A 21,299-nucleotide genomic window follows, 5' to 3' on the forward strand; every position below is an offset into this window, starting at 1 on the left:
CCTTGCCTGCTGCATGACGACTCCGTCGCGGCACTCGTCCCCCGACCTTCTTCGCCCGCCATGCGCGGGCCGCTCCGGATTTCCCGATGAACGCCAACAGCACCGCAGCCATCCCGATCGCGCGCCCCCTGTGGCGCGACCGCGCGCTGGTGCTCATCGGCATCGCGATGTCGGCGTTTAACCTGCGCACGGCCGTAACGTCGCTGACGCCGCTGCTCGACAGCCTGGGCCAGACGTTCGGCTTCGGATCCACCATGACCGGTGTGCTCGGCATGGTGCCGACGGCGGCGTTCGCGCTGTTCGGCGTGATCACGCCGGCCATCGCGCACCGGCTCGGCCTGGAACGCACCGCGCTGCTGTCGATGGCGCTGGCCGCGCTCGGCCTACTGGCGCGCGCCTTCGTCGGCGACACGTCGATGCTGCTGCTGACCTCGGCGGTGGCGCTGTCGGGCATGGGCATGGGCAACGTGGTGCTGCCACCGCTGGTGAAGCGCTATTTCGGCGACCGCGTCGGCACGGTCAGCACGCTCTACATCACCGTGCTGCAGCTGGGCACCATCCTGCCGGCGCTGCTCGCCGTGCCGATCGCGCAGGCCGCCGGCTGGCGCGTGTCGCTGGGTGCGTGGTCGCTGGTCGCCGCCGCTGCGGCGTTGCCGTGGATCGGCGTGCTGTGGATGGAGCGCTTCGGCCAGTCGCGCGAGGCCAAGCTGCTGGCGCGCGCACACGACCGCGCGGTAACGGCCGACGACGCCGCGCCCGAACTCGACGCACCGCGCGCCAACGGCCGCGTGTGGCGTTCGCCGGTGGCGTGGGGCCTGACGCTGATGTTCGGCATGACCTCGCTGACGACCTACTCGATGTTCACGTGGCTGCCGAAGCTGCTGGTCGAGGCCGGTGGCAGTCCGGCGCTGGGCGGCAGCATGGTCGCGCTGTTCTCGACGATGGGCCTGCTCAGTGCGATCGCGCTGCCGGCGCTGGCGGTGCGCATCGCCAATCCGTTCCCGATCGTCGTTGCCTGTGGAGTCGCGTACCTGGCCGCCTTCGCCGGCCTGCTGACCGCGCCGATGGCCGCGCCGCTGCTGTGGGTCGCGCTGCTCGGCCTGGGGCCCAGCACGTTCCCGCTGTCGCTCACGCTGATCAACCTGCGCACCCGGACGCCGGGGGGTTCGTCGCGTCTGTCGGGCTTCGTGCAGGGCGTGGGCTACAGCCTGAGCTGCTTGGGCCCGCTGCTGTTCGGCTGGCTGCACGACGTGGCGCACGGCTGGGCGTTGCCGTTCGCGTTCCTCGCGCTGTGCCTGCTGGCGCTGCTGTACGGCGGCTGGCTGGCGAGCCGCCCGCGCATGCTCGAGGACACCTGGTAGCGGCATCTGCACGCAATGCACACGCGATGTTCGCAATCGCTTGTGCAGGCTTGGACGCACGTCCATGCAGAGGGGCAACGCCATGGCCCGACGCCACGTCGAGACCGATCCGGCTTCCGCCGGCAAATCGCAGCGCGAGTACGAGCACAGCTCCGGCGACCGCAATACCAAGAAGGGCGAGAAGGACTGGAAAGGCTTCAGCGGAGGCCGCCAGCGCGACGCCACGCCCGGTGCTCCCGGCGCGGAACCCGCGCGCAAGGCCGATCGTCGCTGAGCCGCGCAGCGATACGCACGCATTCGCGGGGCGATGCAGGTAACCTGTCGCGGCTCTCACTCGCCGCGATCCATGGCCCTGCGCACCGTCCAAGCCACTCGCTACGTCACGCCGCTGCGCGAAGGCGGCTCACTGCCCGCCGTCATCGAAGCCGATGACGACGGGCTTTACGTACTCAAGTTCCGCGGCGCCGGCCAGGGCCCGAAGGCGCTCGTCGCCGAACTGGTGGCCGGCGAGATCGCGCGCGCGCTCGGCCTGCCGATTCCGGAGCTGGTCTTCGTCGAGCTGGAAGCCGAACTCGCCCGCACCGAGCCCGATCCCGAGATCCAGGAACTGATCCGCGCCAGCGACGGGCTCAACCTCGCGCTGGATTACCTGCCCGGCGCGATCAACTTCGATCCCGTCGCCGAACAGGTGCCCGCGGCGCTCGCGTCCGAGATCGTCTGGTTCGACGCCTTCGTCAGCAACGTCGACCGCAGCTTCCGCAATCCGAACCTGCTGGTCTGGCATCGCAAGCCGTGGCTGATCGATCACGGCGCGGCGCTGTATTTCCACCACGGCTGGGACGGCACGCCCAGCCACGCCGACAGTGCCTTCCCGATGATCCGCGAACACGTGCTGCTGCCGCAGGCCGACGACATCGCCGGCGCGGATGCGCGCCTGGTATCACGCCTGTCGCGCGACACGTTCGAGGCGATCCTCGCGCAGGTGCCGGAAGCATGGCTCGTCGGCATCGACACGCCGCAGGACCCCGGCGCGCATCGCGCCGCGTACGTCGAGCACTTCATGCAACGGCTGGCGCATCGCCAGCGCTTCGTCGAGGAGGCCGTCTGTGCACGCGCCTGAACCGACCCGCAGCCGCGACACCTACGACTACGCGGTTATCCGCGTGGTACCGCGCGTGGAGCGCGAGGAGTTCGTCAACGTCGGCGTGATCCTCTCCTGCCCCGCGGCGAAGTTCCTCGAGGCCCGCATCGAGATCGACGAAGCGCGGCTGCGCGCACTCGATCCCTCCATCGACCTGGACACGGTGCGCCGGCATCTGTCCGCCATCGAGGCGATCTGCGCGGGCGGCCCCGGCAGCGGCCCCATCGGCCTGCTGCCGCAGCGCGCGCGCTTCCACTGGCTCACCGCCAAGCGCAGCTCGATCATCCAGACCTCGCCGATCCACCTGGGCCGCTGCACACACGTGACCGATGCGGTGGAGCACCTGATGGACCGGATGGTGCGCGTGCCGCGGGAGTGACCGTCGCCTGCGTCGGTCAAGGCCCTCACTGCGCATGAGCAGTGGCACGTCAACGAAAGCACCACACGGCACGTTCGGGGGGCGACGCCGTTGCCCCCTACGTGCTTACAAAACCTGTATCTGCGACGCCCGGCTTACGCGAACGTGCGTCTGGTAGTAGTACTTCCCGCTGGGCCTGTTTCCGACCATGAAGTCGATGCGGGTACGCCGCGCAGTGCCGGTAACGAGTATCCGTTTGCCCTTGAGCGCGATCTCCGGCGGAGCACCCAACTGCTGTTCAAGCTGCGCGGCTGCTTCCTGCAGGACAGCCACGGAGAGATTGCGCGGGTCCCGGTAGTCGATTTCCGAATTCAGGTGGACCTTGTCGGTGCGCCCCGTCGCCTTGACGGTCATGGCGAACACTCCCCTGACGCCCTCGTGCGGCGCGGCTGCGGCGCGCAACACGGCTTGCCCCGGGTCGATCCAAGCCGCGTCGGCCAATGGCGCGGGACTGGTGGCGCAACCGGCGAGCAGCGCGGCGAGCGTCAGGCCAGCAATCTTCGAGTGACTCATACCAATCTTCCCTGATCGAACCGCAGCCGATTCTGTCGTAGCTGTCAGGCAGTTGCATAGCAACGACCGCTCCGCTTCCCGCCTCGGCAAGCAACAACGCCTTGTCCGCGGCACACATTTCGACCAACCGGGCTCGCGTGTGCGAGCCCGGTGCCCGGCATGGGTCAGAAAGTAACGGTTTGGCGCAGGTGCGCAGCGGCTCGGAAAACCGGGCCAGCCGGGCCTGCAACAGAAGCGGCTGCCTGGCGCTGCCCTGCCGCATCGAGCTGCCACAACCGTGACGCGGCTGCACCAACTCCTGTACATCGGCGACCGCGCCTCTCGGGCGCTTACTCCACCGTCACCGACTTGGCCAGGTTGCGCGGCTTGTCGACGTCGGTGCCGCGGGCGAGTGCGGCGTGATAGGCCAGCAGCTGCACCGGGATCGCGTGCACCACCGGAGAGAGCACGCCGACGTGGCGCGGGGCGCGGATCACGTGCACGCCTTCGGACGGGCCGAACTGGCTGTCCTCGTCGGTGAACACGAACAGCTCCCCGCCGCGCGCGCGGACTTCCTGCATGTTGGACTTCACCTTCTCCAGCAGGCTGTCGTTCGGCGCGATCACCACCACCGGCATCGCCGCATCGACCAGCGCGAGCGGGCCGTGCTTGAGCTCGCCCGCCGGATACGCCTCGGCGTGGATGTAGGAGATTTCCTTGAGCTTGAGCGCGCCTTCCAGCGCGATCGGATAGTGCACGCCGCGGCCGAGGAACAGCGCGTGCTGCTTCGGCGCGAAGCGCTCGGCCCATGCGGTGATCTGCGGCTCCAGGTTCAGCGCGTGCTGCACGCTGCCGGGCAGGCAACGCAGCGCGTCGAGGTACTCGGACTCCTTCTCCACCGACAGGCGGCCGTGCAGCTTGGCCAGCGTCGCCGACAGCGTGAACAGAGCGACCAGCTGCGTGGTGAAGGCCTTGGTGGAGGCCACGCCGATCTCGGCGCCGGCGCGCGTGTAATAGACCAGGCGGCTGGCGCGCGGGATCGCGCTCTCGGGCACGTTGCAGATGGACAGCGTCTTGTCGTGGCCCAGCGACTTGGCGTACTTCAGCGCTTCCATCGTGTCGAGCGTCTCGCCCGACTGGCTGATCGTGACGATGAGGTGCTTCGGGTTGGCCACCGCCTTGCGGTAGCGGTATTCGCTGGCGATCTCCACCGCGCACGGCAGGCCGGTGATCGCCTCGATCCAGTAACGCGCGGTGAGGCCGGCGTAGTAACTGGTACCGCAGGCCAGGATCTGCACGCCTTCCACCTCGCGCAGCACGTCCTCGGCATCCGCACCGAATACTGCCGGCGAGAAGGCGTTGCGATCCATCACGGCCTCGATGGTGTCGGCGATCGCGCGCGGCTGCTCGTGGATTTCCTTCTGCATGAAGTGGCGGTACGGGCCCAGCTCCAGCGAGGCCAGCGACACGTCCGACATGTGCACGTCGCGCTGCGCCAGCGCACCGCCGGCATCGAACACACGCACGCCTTCGCGGGTGACTTCGGCGGTGTCGCCTTCTTCCAGGAAGATCACCTGGCGCGTGGCCTGCACGATCGCCGACACGTCGCTGGCGACGAAGTTCTCGCCTTCGCCCAGGCCGACCAGCAGCGGGCAGCCCATGCGTGCGGCGATGAGGCGGCCGGGCTCGCGCTTGCTGACCACCGCGATGGCGTATGCGCCGACCAGTTCGCGCACGGCCTGCTGCACGGCAGCGAGCAGATCGGCGCCCTGCGACTGGTGGTGGTGGATCAGGTGCGCGATGACTTCGGTGTCGGTCTGCGATTCGAAGCTGTAGCCGAGCGCCTTGAGGTGCTCGCGCTGCTCGTCGTGGTTCTCGATGATGCCGTTGTGCACCACGGCCAGCTCGCCGAAGCTCACGTGCGGGTGGGCATTGGCCTCTGTCACGCCGCCGTGCGTGGCCCAGCGCGTGTGGCCGATGCCCAGCGCGGCGTTGAAGTGCTCGGCCTGGGCGGCGTTCTCCATCTCGGAAACGCGGCCGGTGCGGCGCACGCGGCGGATGTCGTCACCGTCCAGCACCGCGATGCCCGCGGAGTCGTAACCGCGGTACTCCAGGCGCTTGAGGCCTTCGATCAGCACCGGTACCACGTCGCGATTGGCGATCGCTCCAACGATTCCGCACATGCAGTGTCACTCCTGTCGGCAAGGCGCCCAGTTTAACGGGATGGCGGTGAGCGACCGGTCGTCCGCGCGGACGTCGCAAGCGTCCGGACGGACACTGCGGACACCTGAAAATCCTTCTAAAACATGCACATAAGTGTTGGCACGCCTTGTGCTTCACCTGAAGCAGAACCCTACGAGCCCGCCGCACATGAGCATCCGCGACACCTCCGGCCAGGACCGCCCGGTCGCCTCCTCCCCCACCCCGCTGCGCCGGCACCGGCGCTGGCTGATCGCGGGCGGTGCGGGCCTGGCGGTGGTGGTCGCGGTGGGCTGGCTGGCCTCGGGGTGGAGCGCCGGCGCACGTTCGCTCGACAGCTCCCGGGTGCGCATCGCCGAGGTCAAGCGCGGCGATCTGGTCCGCGACATCGCCGCCGACGGCCGCGTCATCGCCGCCAACAACCCGGTGCTGTACGCCATCGCCAGCGGCACGGTCACGCTGAAGGTCGTCGCTGGCGACGCGGTGAAGAAGGGCCAGGTGCTGGCCGAGATCGACAGCCCGGAGCTGCGCAGCAAGCTGGTGCAGGAGGAATCCACCCTCGCCGGCCTGCAAGCCGAAGCCAGCCGCGCCGAACTCGACGCACAGCTGTCCAGCTCGAACGCGCTGAAGACGCTCAACCAGGCAGAAATCGACCGCACCGCTGCGCTGCGCGACCTGGAACGCCAGCAGCGCGGTTTCGACGGCGGCGCGGTGTCGCAGATCGAACTGGCCAAGGCGCAGGACGAGCTGAAGAAGACCGATATCGGCCTGGAGCACGCCCGCCGCGACGCCGACCTGCAGGGCCGTGGCGCGCGCCTGGACGCGCGCAACAAGACGCTGCTGGCGCAGCGTCAGGCCGCGCTGGTCGACGAGATGCGCCGCCAGGTGGATGCGCTGACGCTGCGCGCACCGTTCGACGGCCAGGTGGGCCAGGTGCAGGTGGCGCAGCGCGCCAGCGTCGCCGCCAACGGCGCGGTGCTGAGCGTGGTGGACCTCACCGAGTTCGAGGTCGAGATCAAGGTGCCGGAAAGCTTCGCGCGCGACCTGGGCATCGGCATGCCGGCGCAGATCACCAGCGGCACCGGGCAGCCGTACGCGGCGCAGGTCGCGGCCGTCTCGCCGGAAGTGGTCAACGGCGAGGTCACCAGCCGGCTGCGCTTCACTGACAAGCAGCCGCCCGGCCTGCGCCAGAACCAGCGCCTGTCCGCGCGCATCGTGCTGGACACGCGCCGCAACGTGCTGATGGTCGACCGCGGCCCGTTCCTCGAACAGGGCGGCGGCCACAGTGCCTATGTCATGGACGGCAACGTCGCGGTGAAGCGTCCGATCCGCACCGGTGCCAGCAGCCTCAGTGCCGTCGAAGTGCTCGGCGGCCTGCAACCCGGCGACCGCGTCGTGGTCTCCGGCTCCGACCTGTTCGGCGACGCCGAACGCATCCGAATCTCGGGAGAATGATCATGAGTACCGATCGTGTGTTTCTAAACGGCGTGTTTCTCAACAGCGTGTTCCCGTTCGACCTGCAGTGGTCCGCGCAGGACCTCGCCGACGCCGTCCCACTGCGTCTGCACGAGCTGGTCGGCTTCGACGCCGGCGCCACGGAAGCGGCCAATACCGCCGAAGCGAAGTCGCGCGCGCCGTGGCCGCGTCGCGCATACGCCACCGCCCGCCAGCTGCCGTCGTTCCGCGTGCGCTGATGGCGGCAGCCGTGCCACGCCGTACCTCGTGCTCCCGCCAAGGCGGGAATCCATGGACGTTGCTCCTGCTCTCTCTCTCCGGGGCAACGGTCCGTGGATTCCCGCCTTCGCGGGAATGACGAGCCCGACAAGACCTGCACCGACCACGCCATCCAAGGAACCCGCCATGCTGCTGATGCAAACCGTCTCCAAGGTCTACCGGACCGAACTCGTCGAAACCCACGCGTTGCGTTCGCTGGACCTGCACGTGCGCGAAGGCGAGTTCGTCGCCGTCACCGGTCCGTCCGGTTCGGGCAAGACCACCTTCCTCAACATCGCCGGCCTGCTGGAGACGTTCACCAGTGGCACCTACCAGCTCGACGGCGAGGACGTGAGGAACCTGTCCGACGACGCGCGCTCGCGCCTGCGCAACCGCAAGATCGGTTTCATCTTCCAGAGCTTCAACCTGATCCCCGACCTCAACCTGTTCGACAACGTCGACGTGCCGCTGCGCTACCGCGGCATGTCCGCGTCCGAGCGCCGCCAGCGCATCGAGGACGCGCTGGCCAAGGTCGGCCTGGGTTCGCGCATGAAGCACTACCCCACCGAACTGTCGGGCGGCCAGCAGCAGCGCGCGGCGATCGCACGCGCGCTGGCCGGCAGCCCGCGCCTGCTGCTCGCCGACGAGCCCACCGGCAACCTCGACTCGCAGATGGCGCGCGGCGTGATGGAGCTGCTGGAGGAGATCAACGCGCAGGGCACGACGATCGTGATGGTGACCCACGATCCCGAACTGGCCGCACGCGCGCAGCGCAACGTGCATATCGTCGACGGCATGGCGACCGATCTTTCGGTGGAGTCGAGCCTGATGCGCGCGCGCAAGCTTGCCGAAGCCGCAGAGTCCAACCCCATCGCCTGAGGACTGCGCATGTTCGCCTACTACCTCGATCTGGCCCTGCGCAGCTTCAGGCGCAACAAGGTGCTGACCCTGCTGATGGTGATGGCCATCGCGCTGGGCATCGGCGCCAGCATGACCACGCTCACCGTCTTCTACGTGCTGGCGGGCGATCCCATCCCGCACAAGAGCGGCCAGCTGTTCTACCCGCGCCTGGAACCGCGCGGCATGGATGGCTTCACGCCCGGCGACGAACCCGAAGAGCAGATGAGCCGCTTCGACGCCGAGGCCCTGCTGCGCGACAAGCGCGGCGACCTGCAGGCGGTGATGAGCGGCGGCAACATGGCGGTGCAGCCGCAGGACGGCAAGACGCCGCCCTTCCATGCCGAAGCGCGCTACACCTCGGCGGACTTCTTCCGCATGTTCGACGTGCCGTTCCGCTACGGCAACGGCTGGACCGCCGGCGAGGACGAGGCGCGCGCCAACGTGGCGGTGATCTCCAAGGCGCTCAACGACAAGCTGTTCGGCGGCGCCGACAGCGTCGGCCGTACGCTGGTCGCCGACAAGACCTCGTTCCGCATCGTCGGCGTGCTGGACGACTGGCGGCCGGTGCCGAAGTTCTACGACCTCACCAACGACCGCTTCACCGAAGTGGAGCAGGTGTTCGTGCCGTTCCAGACGTCGCTGGTGCTGAACCTGGGCACCTCGGGCAACATCAATTGCTGGGGCGACTCGGGCAACGACGAGCAAGGCTCGCGCGCGCTCAACGCTCCGTGCACCTGGCTGCAGTACTGGGTGCAGCTGGACAGCGCCGACAAGGTCGCCGCGTACAAGCAGTACCTGATGAACTACTCCGACCAGCAGCGTGCCGCCGGCCGCTACGAGCGTCCGACCAACGTGCGCCTGCACAGCGTGATGGAATGGCTGGACGAGCAGAACGCGGTGCCCGGCGACGTGCGCCTGCAGATGTGGCTCGCGCTGGGCTTCCTGCTGGTGTGCCTGCTCAACACGGTCGGCCTGCTGCTGGCGAAGTTCCTGCGGCGCTCGTCCGAGATCGGCGTGCGTCGCGCCCTGGGTGCTTCGCGTCGCGAGATCTTCGCGCAGTTCCTGGTCGAGGCGGGAATGATCGGCCTGGTCGGCGGCATCGCGGGCCTCGCGCTGGCGTGGCTGGGCCTGTGGGCGGTGCGCCAGCAGCCGGCCGGCTACGCCGAGCTGGCGCACATGGATCTGCCGATGCTGCTGACCACCTTCGTGCTCGCCATCGTCGCCAGCGTGCTCGCCGGGCTGCTGCCCGCGTGGCGCGCCATGCAGGTGACGCCGGCCATCCAGCTCAAGAGCCAGTGACGCGACCGCGTCGCGTCCTTCTTCCGGGAGATTCTCCGTGGACATCCGCCCCATCATTTCCACGCTCAGCCGCCACAAGACCGCCGCGGCGCTGATCGTGATGGAGATCGCGCTGACCTGCGCGATCATCTGCAACGCCGTGTTCCTGATCGGCCAGCGCCTCGAACGCATGCACCGCCCGACCGGCCTGGCCGAGTCGGAGGTCGTGCGCGTCAACATCACCGGCATCGGCGAGGACGAGAACGCCGACGAACTGGTCCGTCGCGACGTGGCCGCGCTGCGCGCCATTCCGGGCGTGATATCCGTCAGCAGCACCAACCACCTGCCGTTCGACAACTCGTCGTGGAACAGCTCGATCAGCCTGGCGCCCGACCAGCCCATGCCCAACCTCAGCAGCTCCGTGTACCTGGGCGAGAACCTGATCAGGACGTTCGGCCTGAATCTGGTCGAAGGGCGCGACTTCACCGCCGACGAGTACGTCGACTGGGAAGCGCTGAACAAGCCCAACTCCAACCTTCGCATTCCCGCGGCGATCATCACCCGCGAGGTCGCGCAGAAGCTGTTCCCCGGCGAAAGCGCGATCGGCAGGAACATCTACGCCTGGAACCAGGACGACAGTCCGCATCGCGTGGTCGGCGTGGTCGAGCGGCTGGTGCGCCCCAACGACAACGGCGGTCCGACGCAGAGCTACTACTCGATCCTCCTGCCGGTGAGCAACGTCACCATGGGCCGCTTCGCGCTGCGCACCACGCCGGAACGTCGCGACGAGGTCACCAAGGCCGCGGTGGCGGCACTGGAACGCACCAGTGCGGCGCGCATCATCCTGCGCCAGGGCAGCTTCACCGAGGTCATGGAGACCTACTACCGCCAGGACCGCAGCATGGCCTGGCTGCTGGTGGCGGTGATCGTCGCGCTGCTGGTGGTGACCGCGCTGGGCATCGTCGGCCTGGCCAGCTTCTGGGTGCAGCAGCGTACGCGGCAGATCGGCGTGCGGCGCGCACTGGGCGCCACGCGCGGGCAGGTGCTGCGTTACTTCCAGACCGAGAACTTCCTGCTGGCCACGGTGGGCATCGTGATCGGCATGATCGGCGCGTACGGCATCAACCAGCTGCTGATGAGCACCTACGAGCTGCCGCGCCTGCCGGCGTGGTACCTGCCACTCGGCGCGGTCGCGCTGTGGCTGCTGGGCCAGGTCGCGGTGTTCGGCCCGGCCCGCCGCGCGGCGGCGGTTCCGCCTGCGGTGGCGACCCGCAGCGCCTGAGGTCGCTCCGTCGTACCCTTGCACGCACGTGCGGCGCGGGCTGATCGCCCCGCCGCACGCCGGCCCCCGCGCGCGCCGGTTGGACGCGAACCTGCGAGACACTGGATGCCCACGGTACTGATCATCGACGACAACCCGGCCGTTGCGACGGCGCTGGACACGCTGTTCTCGCTGCACGACATCGACACGCGCACCGCGTCCACGCCGGAAGACGGACTGGCGGAGCTGGAGCGCAATCCGGTCGACCTGGTCGTGCAGGACATGAACTTCCAGGCCGACACCACCTCCGGCGAGGAAGGCGTGGAGCTGTTCAAGTCGATCCGCGCGCGCCACCCCGACCTGCCGGTGATCCTGCTGACCGCGTGGACGCACCTGGAGGCCGCGGTCGACCTGGTGAAGGCCGGTGCCGCGGATTACCTGGCCAAGCCGTGGGACGACCGCAAGCTGCTCGCCGCGGTCAACAACCTCATCGAGCTGTCCGAAACGCGGCGCGAGCTCGACCGCCACCGCGGGCAGGAACGTCGCCGCCGCGACACGCTGCTCGGCGATTACGAACTGTGCGGGCTGGTGTTCGCCGATCCGGCGACCGAAGCCGCGCTGACGCTGGCCACGCGCGTGGCAGCGTCCGACCTGCCGGTGCTGATCACCGGACCCAATGGCGCGGGCAAGGAGAAGTTCGCGCAGATCGTGCATGCGAATTCGCAGGTGCGCGGCGGCCCGTTCGTCGCGCTCAACTGCGGTGCGCTTCCCAGCGAGCTGATCGAGGCCGAACTGTTCGGCGCGGAAGCCGGCGCGTACACCGGCGCGACGCGTGCGCGCGAGGGCAAGTTCGAGGCCGCCGATGGCGGCACGCTGTTCCTCGACGAGATCGGCACGCTGCCGCCGGCGGGGCAGATCAAGCTGCTGCGCGTGCTCGAAACCGGACGTTTCGAGCGACTGGGCGGCAATCGCGAGCGACAGGTGAAGGTGCGCGTGATCAGCGCGACCAATGCCGACCTGCCCGCGCTGATCGCCGAAGGCCGCTTCCGCGAAGACCTGTACTACCGGCTCAACGCCATCGAGGTGCGCGTGCCGCCACTGGCGCAGCGCCCGGACGACATCGTGCCGATCGCGCGGCACTTCCTGCCTTCGGGCAAGAGCCTGACCGACGAGGCCGAACGCGCACTGCGCCAGCACGCGTGGCCGGGCAACGTGCGCGAACTGCGCAACACGATCCAGCGCGCGGCGCTGCTGGCGCGCGATACCGTGATCGAAGCGGCAGACCTTGGCCTGCCTTCTTCGTCCACCGGTGCACTTGCGGCCGCGTCGAACAATGCCGACGAGCCCGACCGCGCCACCATCGAGGCGGCCTTGGAACGCGCCGGCGGCGTGCTCGCACAGGCCGCGCACGAGCTGGGCCTGTCGCGGCAGGCGCTGTACCGCCGCCTCGAGCGCCTGGGCATCCGCCGCGAGTGACGTCATGAAGCGATTGCGCCGTCTGCCACTGAGCCTCGTCTTCGGCACCCTAGCGCTGGTGTACGTGGCGCTCGCCGTCGCCCTGGCGCTGTGGCTGTCGACGCTGCTGCCGGCCTGGCAGGCCGGCCTGCTGACGGTCGCGCTCGTGCTGCCGTTGCTGCTCTATCACGTGCGCCGCGCGTTCGCGCCGATGAACTCGCTGTTCCGCGCGCTGGCCGGCACAGTGGCGAGCTATCGCGACGGCGACTTCAGCTTCAGCCTCGCGTGGCCTGCCCGTGGCGAACTGGGCGAACTGGTGGAGGCCCACAACCGCCTGAGCGAAGCACTGCGCGAGCAGCGCCTGACGCTGGTGCAACGCGAACTGCTGCTCGACACCATGGTGCAGAACACGCCGGTGGCGATGCTGCTGATCGATCCGGGCGATCACGTCGTCCACAGCAACCTGGCGGCGCGCAAGATGCTGGGCGATGGACGGCGACTGGAAGGGCTGACGTTCGCCGACATTCTCGAGCGCGCGCCCGACGAACTGCGCGAGGCCATCGACCGCGGTGGCGACGGCATGTTCAGCGTGGGCAGTGAGGACAACGAAGAGGTCTATCACCTCGCCCGTCGCCGCTTTCGACTCAACGGACGCCATCACGAACTCGTGCTGCTGCGCACGCTGACCGCCGAGCTGCGGCGGCAGGAAGTGCAGACCTGGAAGAAGGTGATCCGCGTGATCAGCCATGAGCTCAACAACTCGCTGGCGCCTATCGCCTCGCTTGCGCACTCGGGTGCAGAACTATTGCGCCGTGGCCAGCTCGACCGGCTGCCCACCGCGCTGGCGACCATCGAAGAGCGCGCACGACACCTGGAAGGCTTCATCCGCGACTACGCGCGCTTCGCCAAGCTGCCCTCGCCGCGCCTGGAGCCGGTGCCGTGGTCGCGCTTCATCGGCCGGCTGCGCGAACAGGTGCCGTTCCTCTACGAGCACCGCGTGGGCGACGACGTGGTGCGCATCGACGTGGCGCAGCTGGAACAGGCGCTGCTGAACCTGCTCAAGAACGCGCACGAGTCCGGCTCGCCCGCCGAGGACGTGACGATGACGTTGCGGCGCATGCCGGACACGTGGCGGCTGGAGATCCTCGATCGCGGCAGCGGCATGAACGATGCGGTACTCGCCAACGCGCTGCTTCCGTTCTATTCGACCAAGCGCAACGGCACCGGCCTGGGGCTTGCGCTGACGCGCGAGATCATCGAGGCGCACGGCGGCCGCATCGCGCTGCTCAACCGCAGCGGCGGCGGCCTGTGCGTGAGCCTGACGCTGCCCGCTGCCTGAGTCAGGACACCGCTGCGAGCCGCCGCGCCATCGCCACGCGCAGCTGCATCGGGAAACCCAGCGCGCGTTCTTCCGCGATCACGCCGCGCAGGTGCGGCGTCCATTCGTGTTCGGCCAGCGTGACAAAGCCCGCACTCGCGTAGAAGCGCGCGTTCCACGGCACGTCGTTGAGCGTGGTGAGCGTCATCTGGCGCAGGCCATCGGCTGCAGCCGCATTGCATGCGTGTTCGAGCAGCGCGCGTCCGATGCCGCGTCGTCCGAAAGCGGGATCCACGTCCATCTGCAGCAGGTGCGCAGTGTCGTCGACACGCGCGTACAGCGCATAGCCAACTGGCTGTCCCTGCAGCGTCGCCACGAACGATCGGCCCGCGTCGGCGGCTGCGGCATGGATGTCCGCCGGCAACGTGTGCGCGGAGAACAGCGCATGCGCCGGGTGTCCCTGCAGCAGTGCCGAGGCACGCCGCTCGATGTCGATCAGCGCCGCGGCGTCATCGACGTGCGCGCCACGGATCGAGCAGCCGCTCATTTCTTCTTCGGACGCTGCCATCCGTCGACGGTGGTCTGGCGGGCGCGCGCCAGCGTGAGCTTGTCTTCAGGCGCATTGCGCGTGATCACCGAACCGGCGGCGATCGTCGCGCCGCTGCCGATGGTCACCGGCGCCACCAGCGACGAGTTGGAGCCGATGAACGCGCCGTCCTCGATCGTGGTCGTGGACTTGTTCACGCCATCGTAGTTGCAGGTGATCGTGCCCGCACCGACGTTGACGCCGGCACCGATGATGGTGTCGCCGAGGTAGGTGAGGTGGTTGGCCTTGCTGGTGACGCCGATCCGCGCGTTCTTGGTCTCGACGAAGTTGCCGACATGCACGCCGTCGGCCAGCACGGTACCGGGACGCAGGCGCGAGTACGGCCCGATCTGCGCCGCGCCTTCGACGATGACGCCGTCCAGGTCGCAATGCGCGCGCACCTCGGTGCCGGGCCCGAGCTTCACGTCCTTGAGCCGGCAGAACGGCCCGATGCGCACGCCGTCGCCCAGTTCGACCTTGCCTTCCAGCACCACGTCGACGTCGATCTCGACATCACGGCCGACGCTCACGCTGCCGCGCTGGTCGTAGCGGGACGGGTCGATTATGCGTGCGCCCTGCAGGCACAACTCGCGCGCGGCGCGGCGCTGGTAGGCGCGCTCCAGCTGCGCCAGCTGCCACGGGTCGTTGGCGCCTTCGACCTCCAGCGGATCTTCCACGTGCACCATTTCCGCGGCGTTGAATTCTTCCGCCGCCGACGCGAAGACGTCGGTGAGGTAGTACTCGCCCTGTGCGTTGTCGTTGCCCAGGCGCTGCAGCCAGCGGCGCAGCGCTTCGCCATCGGCGACCAGGATGCCGGTGTTGACCGTGCGGATCTCGCGTTGCTCGTCGGTGGCGTCCTTGTGCTCGACGATGCGGCCGACGCGGCCCTGCGGATCGCGCACGATGCGGCCGTAGCCGGTCGGGTTCTCCAGGTCGGCCACCAGCACGGCGATGCGTCCGTCCGCGGCAAGCAGGCGCTGCAGCGTCTGCGCGGTGATCAGCGGAACGTCGCCGTACAGCACCAGCACCCGCGCATCGACCGGCACCGCGGGCATGGCCTGCTGCACCGCATGGCCGGTCCCCAGCCGCTGTTCCTGCTCGGTCCAGTGCAGATCCGTCTGGTCGGCGAACGCCGCGCGCACCTGCTCACCGCCGTGCCCGTACACCACGTGGATGCCGGCCGCACCCAGCTGCCGCGCGGTGTCGATCACGTGCGCGAGCATCGGCCGACCGGCGACCTTCTGCAGCACCTTGGCGGTGGCCGACTTCATGCGCTTGCCCTCGCCCGCGGCGAGGATGACGACGTGCAGCTGGTTCATGCGGTGATCCTGTCCTGCCCGATGGGCAACCCCGCGGAATCTTAGCAACGGCGACGCGCGGCGACGTGTGGATCGCGACCACGGAAGCTGAAGCCACGTTCACCGCATCAACGTCGTACCAACCACCGCGCGTCTAGAATCCGCCCCATGCTCAAGCGCATCTCGAACTCGCCGGTGCTCCGCCAGGGCGGCAGCTACATCGTCATCGGCCTGCTGCAGTTGCTGGTGGACTGGGCGGTGTTCGTCACGCTGAGTGCGCTGGGACTGGCGGTCGAGCCCGCCAACGTCATCGGCCGCGTCAGCGGCGCGGTACTGGGCTTCTGGCTCAACGGCCGCTTCACTTTCGCCGGCGACGACACCACCGTAGGCCGCCGCCAGTTCGGCCGTTTCCTGTTGATGTGGCTGGCCACCACCGCCGTTAGCACCTGGTCGCTGGCCCACATCGACGACGCCATCGGCCTGCAGTGGGCCTGGCTGGCCAAGCCCGCGATCGACCTGGCGCTGAGCGCGGCCGGCTTCCTGCTCTCGCGGCACTGGGTGTACCGGCGCTAGGGCGCGCTCGTCGCGACGGTCGAGCGTTGAGCGTCGCTACATCGGCCGTGAGCCCACGACAAACAAAAACGCCGGCCCTGTGGCCGGCGTTCTGGCGATCCCGGATCGGGATCAGTGCTTCATGTTCTTGCGCAGGCGCTCCAGCGCGCTGAGCTGGGCGATGCTCATGGCCAGCTGGGCCTGGGCTTCTTCCATACTCATCTTCGGATCCTTCTTGGACAGGATCCGCTCGGCCTCTTCCTTGGCGGCGCGGACGGCGGCTTCGTCGATGTCCTGCGCGCGCACGGCCGTGTCGGCCAGCACGGTGACGACGGTCGGCTGCACCTCGAGGATGCCGCCGGAGATCGCGAAGTCCAGCTGCTCGCCGCCCGGCAGGGTCACCACGACCTTGCCCGGCTTCAGGCGGGTGATCAGCGGCGCGTGCTTCGGCGCGATGCCGAGTTCGCCGATCTCACCGGTGGCGACCACCAGCTCGGCCTCGCCGTGGAAGATTTCCTGCTCGGCGCTGACGATGTCGCAACGGATAGTGCTCATTTAGTGCCTCGCTGTCGCGAGGCGGGAATCGGGAGTCGGGAATCGGGAATGGTCAGAGCGACGCCTTGGTCGCTTGAATGTTCCCGGTCTCCGGACCGATTACCGCCCTTACGATTCTCTATTCCCGAATCCGAAGATCGCGGGCATCAGCCCGTGATCTTCTTGGCCTTCTCGACCGCTTCCTCGATGCCGCCGACCATGTAGAACGCCTGCTCCGGCAGGTGGTCGTACTCGCCTTCGACGATGCCCTTGAAGCCGCGGATGGTGTCCTTCAGCGACACGTACTTGCCCGGCGAACCGGTGAAGACTTCCGCCACGTGGAAGGGCTGGCTGAAGAAGCGCTCGATCTTGCGGGCGCGCGACACGGCCTGCTTGTCTTCTTCCGACAGCTCGTCCATGCCCAGGATCGCGATGATGTCCTTCAGTTCCTTGTACTTCTGGAGCGTGGCCTGGACCTTGCGCGCGACTTCGTAGTGCTCCAGGCCGATCACGTTCGGATCGAGCTGGCGCGAGGTCGAGTCCAGCGGGTCGACGGCCGGATAGATGCCGAGCGAGGCGATGTTACGCGACAGCACGACGGTGGCGTCGAGGTGGGCGAAGGTCGTCGCCGGCGACGGGTCGGTCAGGTCGTCCGCCGGCACGTACACGGCCTGGATCGAGGTGATCGAACCGGTCTTGGTCGAGGTGATGCGCTCCTGCAGGACGCCCATTTCCTCGGCCAGCGTCGGCTGATAACCCACCGCCGACGGCATGCGGCCCAGCAGCGCGGACACTTCGGTACCGGCCAGCGTGTAGCGGTAGATGTTGTCGACGAACAGCAGCACGTCACGGCCCTTGCCCGACGCGTCCTTCTCGTCGCGGAAGTACTCGGCCATGGTCAGGCCGGTCAGCGCGACGCGCAGGCGGTTGCCCGGCGGCTCGTTCATCTGGCCGTACACCATCGCCACCTTGTCGAGGACGTTGGAGTCCTTCATCTCGTGGTAGAAGTCGTTGCCCTCGCGGGTACGCTCGCCCACGCCGGCGAACACGGACAGGCCCGAGTGCGCCTTGGCGATGTTGTTGATCAGTTCCATCATGTTGACGGTCTTGCCGACGCCGGCGCCGCCGAACAGGCCGACCTTGCCGCCCTTCGCGAACGGGCACATCAGGTCGATGACCTTGATGCCGGTTTCCAGCAGCTCGTTGGCCGAGGACTGGTCTTCGTACGTCGGGGCCGCGCGATGGATCTCCCAATGGTCGGACGCCTGCACCGGGCCGGCTTCGTCGATGGCGTTGCCCAGCACGTCCATGATGCGGCCCAGCGTGCCGGCGCCGACCGGAACCGCGATCGCACGGCCGGTGTTGGTGGCGACCAGGTTGCGCTTCAGGCCGTCGGTCGAGCCCAGGGCGATGGTGCGGACGACGCCGTCACCGAGCTGCTGCTGGACTTCGAGCGTGATGGCGGTGTTGTCGACCTTCAGCGCGTCGTACACCTTCGGCACGGACTCGCGCGGGAACTCGACGTCGACGACGGCGCCGATGATCTGAACGATCTTGCCCTGACTCATGTTTAGGACCTCTGGACTCTTGAATTCTTTAGCGACCGGGTCGCCGATGGTTTTCTTGAAAAGTCCGCACATGGATGTGCGGGCTCTTGCGAGGGACTCGCATCACACCGCCGCGGCGCCGCCGACGATTTCCGAGATTTCCTGCGTGATCGCCGCCTGGCGGGCCTTGTTGTAGACCAGGTTCAGGGTGCCGATCAGCTTGGTGGCGTTGTCGGAGGCGGCCTTCATCGCGACCATGCGCGCGGCATGCTCGGAGGCGACGTTCTCCAGCACCGCCTGGTACACCAGCGACTCGACGTAGCGGTTGAGCACGTGCTCCAGCACGGTCGCGGCATCGGGTTCGTAGATGTAGTCCCAGTCGTGCTTGGCGACCTGCGTCTCCGCCGGCGGCAGCGGCAGCAGCTGGTCGAACGCCGCGCGCTGGGTCATCGTGTTGACGAAGTCGTTGTAGCAGACGAACACGCGGTCCAAGTTGCCGGCGCTGTAGCCGTCCAGCATCACCTTGATCACGCCGACCAGCTGCTCGAGCTTGGGCTGGTCACCCAGGTGCGTGACCGAACCGACCATGTTGACCTTGATGCGACGGAAGAACACCGAGGCCTTCTGGCCGATGGTGACCACGTCGATCTCGACGCCCTGCTCGTGCCACTTGCGGAACTCGACCAGCAGCTTGCGGAACAGGTTGTTGTTGAGGCCCCCGGCCAACCCGCGGTCGGACGAGACGATGATGTAGCCGACGCGCTTCACGTCCTGGCGCTCGACCAGGTACGGATGCTGGTAGTCGGAATTGGCCTGCGCCAGATGCCCGATCACCTGCTTCATCACGCGCGCATACGGACGCGAGACCTTCATGCGGTCCTGCGCCTTGCGGATCTTGGAAGCCGAGACCATCTCGAGCGCGCGCGTCACCTTGCGGGTGTTCTGCACGCTCTTGATCTTGGATTTGATTTCGCGTCCGCCTGCCATGCTCTACTCGCTTCGCTCGCTTCGGGAATGGGGAATCGGGAGTGGGGAATCGTGAGGAGCGCCTTGCTTCTGCGATTGCCGACCCTCGTTACTCGATTCCCGGCTTACCAGGTACCCGTCTGCTTGAACTCGGCGATGCCCTTCTTGAAGGTCGCCTCGATCTCGTCGTTCCAGTTGCCGGTGCTGTTGATCGTGTTGAGCAGCTCGCCCTGGGTGTTGGTGAAGTGGGCGTGCAGGCCCTCTTCGAACGCCAGGATCTTGTTGACCGGCACGTCGTCGAGATAACCCTCGTTGACGGCGTAGATCGACAACGCTTCCAGCGAGATCGGCATCGGCGCGTACTGCTTCTGCTTCATCAGCTCGGTGACGCGCTGGCCGCGCTCGAGCTGCTTGCGGGTGGCTTCGTCCAGGTCCGAGGCGAACTGCGCGAACGCAGCCAGCTCGCGGTACTGGGCGAGCGCGATGCGGATGCCGCCCGACAGCTTCTTGATGATCTTGGTCTGGGCGGCGCCACCAACGCGCGACACCGAGATGCCGGCGTTCACGGCCGGACGGATGCCGGCGTTGAACAGGTCGGTTTCCAGGAAGATCTGGCCGTCGGTGATCGAGATCACGTTGGTCGGCACGAACGCGGACACGTCGCCGGCCTGGGTTTCGATGATCGGCAGCGCCGTCAGCGAACCGGTCTTGCCCTTCACTTCACCGTTGGTGAACTTCTCGACGTACTCCTCCGACACGCGCGCGGCGCGCTCGAGCAGGCGCGAGTGCAGGTAGAACACGTCGCCCGGGTAGGCTTCGCGACCCGGCGGACGCTTGAGCAGCAGCGAGATCTGGCGGTACGCCACGGCCTGCTTGGACAGGTCGTCGTATACGATCAGGGCGTCTTCGCCGCGGTCCATGAAGTACTCGCCCATCGTGCAACCGGCGTAGGCCGAGATGTACTGCATGGCAGCCGACTCGGACGCGGTGGCGGCGACGACGATGGTGTGCGCCAGGGCACCGTTCTCTTCGAGCTTGCGCACGATGTTCGCGACGGTCGAGGCCTTCTGGCCGATCGCCACGTACACGCACTTGATGCCCGTGCCCTTCTGGTTGATCACGGCGTCGATCGCCATCGCGGTCTTGCCGGTCTGGCGGTCGCCGATGATCAGCTCGCGCTGGCCGCGGCCGATCGGGATCATCGAGTCGACCGACTTGTAGCCGGTCTGGACGGGCTGGTCGACCGACTTGCGCCAGATCACGCCCGGGGCAACGCGCTCCACCGGCGCGGTCAGCGAGGCGCCGATCGGGCCCTTGCCGTCGATGGGCTCGCCCAGCGCGTTCACGACGCGGCCCAGCAGCTCGCGGCCGACCGGCACTTCGAGGATGCGGCCGGTCGTCTTGGCCACGTCACCCTCGCGCAGGTGCTCGTAGTCACCCAGGACCACGGCGCCGACCGAGTCGCGCTCCAGGTTCAGCGCCAGCGCGTAGGTGCTGTTCGGCAGCTCGATCATTTCGCCCTGCATCACGTCGGCAAGGCCGTAGATGCGCACGATGCCGTCCGACACCGAAGTGACGGTGCCTTCGTTGCGCGCTTCGGCGGTCAGCTTGACCTTCTCGATGCGGGTCTTGATCAGTTCACTGATTTCGGACGGGTTGAGCGTGGTGGTTGCCATGGGTATGTCCCTTGATCCGACCGCAGCCGGAATTTGCAGATGAATTCGTTATTGCGAGAGCGTCGACTGCAGGCGCTCGAGCTTGCCCTTCAGCGAGCCGTCGATGACCACGTCGCCCGCGTCGATCACGGCGCCGCCGATCAGCGAGGCATCGACCGCCGTCTCGATCTCGACCTCACGGCCGAAACGCTTCTTCAGTGCGGCCTTGATCGCTTCCAGTTCCGCGCCCGGGAGTTCGCTGGCGGCGGTGACCCTGGCCTTGACCACGCGCTCGGCTTCGGCGCGCAGATCTTCGAACAGGCCGGTGATCTCGGGCAGCAGCTCAAGGCGGCGGTTGTCGGCCAGCAGGCCGAGGAAGCGGGTGAAGGCTTCGTCCGCACCGTCCGGCGCCAGCAGCCCGACCGCATCGGCCGGGTTGAGCAGCGGGTGGCCGAGCAGCGCCTGCGCCTGCGGATCGGCGGCCACGCGGGACGCGAACGCGAGCGCCTGCGACCACGCGGCGGTGCGGCCACCCTCGCGCGACAGCGCGAAAGCGGCACGGGCGTACGGACGGGCGAGGGTCAGGGCCTGGGTCATCTCAGATCATTCCGCTCGAGGCGTGCGG

Annotated in this window: 21 protein-coding genes; 12 read left to right on the forward strand and 9 right to left on the reverse strand. The window is 68.0% G+C overall.

What is annotated here, in order from left to right:
- The first annotated feature begins 86 nt into the window (after window positions 1-86).
- The 4 genes from VFE83_RS09800 (at window position 87) to VFE83_RS09815 (ending at window position 2,881) form a co-directional block, all read left to right on the forward strand.
- Window positions 87-1,361 (forward strand): MFS transporter, encoded by a 1,275-nt coding sequence (locus VFE83_RS09800; protein ID WP_324905554.1) that lies wholly within the window; start codon window positions 87-89, stop codon window positions 1,359-1,361.
- A gap of 82 nt (window positions 1,362-1,443) precedes the next feature.
- A complete protein-coding gene (locus VFE83_RS09805; protein ID WP_324905556.1) occupies window positions 1,444-1,635 on the forward strand; it encodes a hypothetical protein in 192 nt (63 codons plus the stop codon).
- A 78-nt stretch (window positions 1,636-1,713) separates the two neighbouring features.
- Window positions 1,714-2,481: a HipA family kinase gene (locus VFE83_RS09810; RefSeq protein WP_324905620.1), complete on the forward strand. Its 768-nt coding sequence runs from the start codon at window positions 1,714-1,716 to the stop codon at window positions 2,479-2,481.
- Window positions 2,468-2,881 (forward strand): DUF3037 domain-containing protein, encoded by a 414-nt coding sequence (locus VFE83_RS09815; protein ID WP_324905558.1) that lies wholly within the window; start codon window positions 2,468-2,470, stop codon window positions 2,879-2,881. Before VFE83_RS09810 ends, VFE83_RS09815 begins: the two co-directional genes overlap by 14 nt.
- 105 nt (window positions 2,882-2,986) lie before the next feature.
- Here VFE83_RS09815 and VFE83_RS09820 read toward each other — a convergent pair whose 3' ends face one another.
- Both VFE83_RS09820 and glmS read right to left on the reverse strand, forming a co-directional pair.
- Window positions 2,987-3,433, reverse strand: a complete 447-nt coding sequence (locus tag VFE83_RS09820; RefSeq protein WP_324905560.1) for a hypothetical protein — start codon at window positions 3,431-3,433, stop codon at window positions 2,987-2,989.
- Between the two features lie 329 nt (window positions 3,434-3,762).
- Window positions 3,763-5,595, reverse strand: a complete 1,833-nt coding sequence (gene glmS / locus VFE83_RS09825; RefSeq protein WP_324905562.1) for a glutamine--fructose-6-phosphate transaminase (isomerizing) — start codon at window positions 5,593-5,595, stop codon at window positions 3,763-3,765.
- 187 nt (window positions 5,596-5,782) lie between these two features.
- Between glmS and VFE83_RS09830 the strand changes: the two genes are divergently transcribed.
- From VFE83_RS09830 to VFE83_RS09860, 7 genes are all read left to right on the forward strand, one after another.
- A complete protein-coding gene (locus VFE83_RS09830) occupies window positions 5,783-7,066 on the forward strand; it encodes an efflux RND transporter periplasmic adaptor subunit (protein ID WP_324905564.1) in 1,284 nt (427 codons plus the stop codon).
- Window positions 7,067-7,068: 2 nt separating this feature from the next.
- A complete protein-coding gene (locus VFE83_RS09835) occupies window positions 7,069-7,305 on the forward strand; it encodes a hypothetical protein (protein ID WP_324905566.1) in 237 nt (78 codons plus the stop codon).
- A 166-nt stretch (window positions 7,306-7,471) separates the two neighbouring features.
- Entirely contained in the window at window positions 7,472-8,203 is a 732-nt protein-coding gene (locus VFE83_RS09840; protein WP_324905568.1) for an ABC transporter ATP-binding protein, read from the forward strand.
- 9 nt (window positions 8,204-8,212) lie between these two features.
- Window positions 8,213-9,523, forward strand: a complete 1,311-nt coding sequence (locus VFE83_RS09845) for an ABC transporter permease (RefSeq protein ID WP_324905570.1) — start codon at window positions 8,213-8,215, stop codon at window positions 9,521-9,523.
- A 37-nt stretch (window positions 9,524-9,560) separates the two neighbouring features.
- Entirely contained in the window at window positions 9,561-10,784 is a 1,224-nt protein-coding gene (locus VFE83_RS09850) for an ABC transporter permease (protein ID WP_324905572.1), read from the forward strand.
- 105 nt (window positions 10,785-10,889) lie between these two features.
- Complete coding sequence (locus VFE83_RS09855) at window positions 10,890-12,239, forward strand: sigma-54 dependent transcriptional regulator (protein WP_324905574.1); 1,350 nt, start codon at window positions 10,890-10,892, stop codon at window positions 12,237-12,239.
- Window positions 12,240-12,243: 4 nt separating this feature from the next.
- Window positions 12,244-13,557, forward strand: a complete 1,314-nt coding sequence (locus VFE83_RS09860; protein WP_324905576.1) for a sensor histidine kinase — start codon at window positions 12,244-12,246, stop codon at window positions 13,555-13,557.
- A 1-nt stretch (window position 13,558) separates the two neighbouring features.
- On the opposite strand, the gene VFE83_RS09865 is transcribed toward VFE83_RS09860, so the two are convergent.
- Both VFE83_RS09865 and glmU read right to left on the reverse strand, forming a co-directional pair.
- Entirely contained in the window at window positions 13,559-14,083 is a 525-nt protein-coding gene (locus VFE83_RS09865) for a GNAT family N-acetyltransferase (protein ID WP_324905578.1), read from the reverse strand.
- Entirely contained in the window at window positions 14,080-15,441 is a 1,362-nt protein-coding gene (gene glmU, locus VFE83_RS09870) for a bifunctional UDP-N-acetylglucosamine diphosphorylase/glucosamine-1-phosphate N-acetyltransferase GlmU (protein WP_324905580.1), read from the reverse strand. The genes VFE83_RS09865 and glmU overlap by 4 nt, the downstream gene beginning before the upstream one ends.
- A gap of 147 nt (window positions 15,442-15,588) precedes the next feature.
- Between glmU and VFE83_RS09875 the strand changes: the two genes are divergently transcribed.
- Complete coding sequence (locus VFE83_RS09875; protein ID WP_324905582.1) at window positions 15,589-15,993, forward strand: GtrA family protein; 405 nt, start codon at window positions 15,589-15,591, stop codon at window positions 15,991-15,993.
- 111 nt (window positions 15,994-16,104) lie between these two features.
- Here the strand turns inward: VFE83_RS09875 and VFE83_RS09880 are convergent, their stop codons facing one another.
- From VFE83_RS09880 to VFE83_RS09900, 5 genes are all read right to left on the reverse strand, one after another.
- Window positions 16,105-16,527, reverse strand: a complete 423-nt coding sequence (locus tag VFE83_RS09880; RefSeq protein WP_324905584.1) for a F0F1 ATP synthase subunit epsilon — start codon at window positions 16,525-16,527, stop codon at window positions 16,105-16,107.
- 146 nt (window positions 16,528-16,673) lie between these two features.
- Window positions 16,674-18,074, reverse strand: coding sequence for a F0F1 ATP synthase subunit beta (atpD, locus tag VFE83_RS09885; protein WP_324905586.1), 1,401 nt, complete (start codon window positions 18,072-18,074; stop codon window positions 16,674-16,676).
- A gap of 102 nt (window positions 18,075-18,176) precedes the next feature.
- On the reverse strand, window positions 18,177-19,040 hold the full coding sequence (gene atpG / locus VFE83_RS09890) for a F0F1 ATP synthase subunit gamma (protein WP_324905588.1): 864 nt from the start codon (window positions 19,038-19,040) through the stop codon (window positions 18,177-18,179).
- Between the two features lie 104 nt (window positions 19,041-19,144).
- On the reverse strand, window positions 19,145-20,695 hold the full coding sequence (gene atpA, locus VFE83_RS09895) for a F0F1 ATP synthase subunit alpha (RefSeq protein WP_324905590.1): 1,551 nt from the start codon (window positions 20,693-20,695) through the stop codon (window positions 19,145-19,147).
- Between the two features lie 48 nt (window positions 20,696-20,743).
- A complete protein-coding gene (locus VFE83_RS09900) occupies window positions 20,744-21,271 on the reverse strand; it encodes a F0F1 ATP synthase subunit delta (protein WP_324905592.1) in 528 nt (175 codons plus the stop codon).
- Between the last annotated feature and the right edge of the window lie 28 nt (window positions 21,272-21,299).

The organism is Lysobacter sp. (assembly GCF_035655815.1).
Lineage (GTDB): Bacteria > Pseudomonadota > Gammaproteobacteria > Xanthomonadales > Xanthomonadaceae > Lysobacter_J.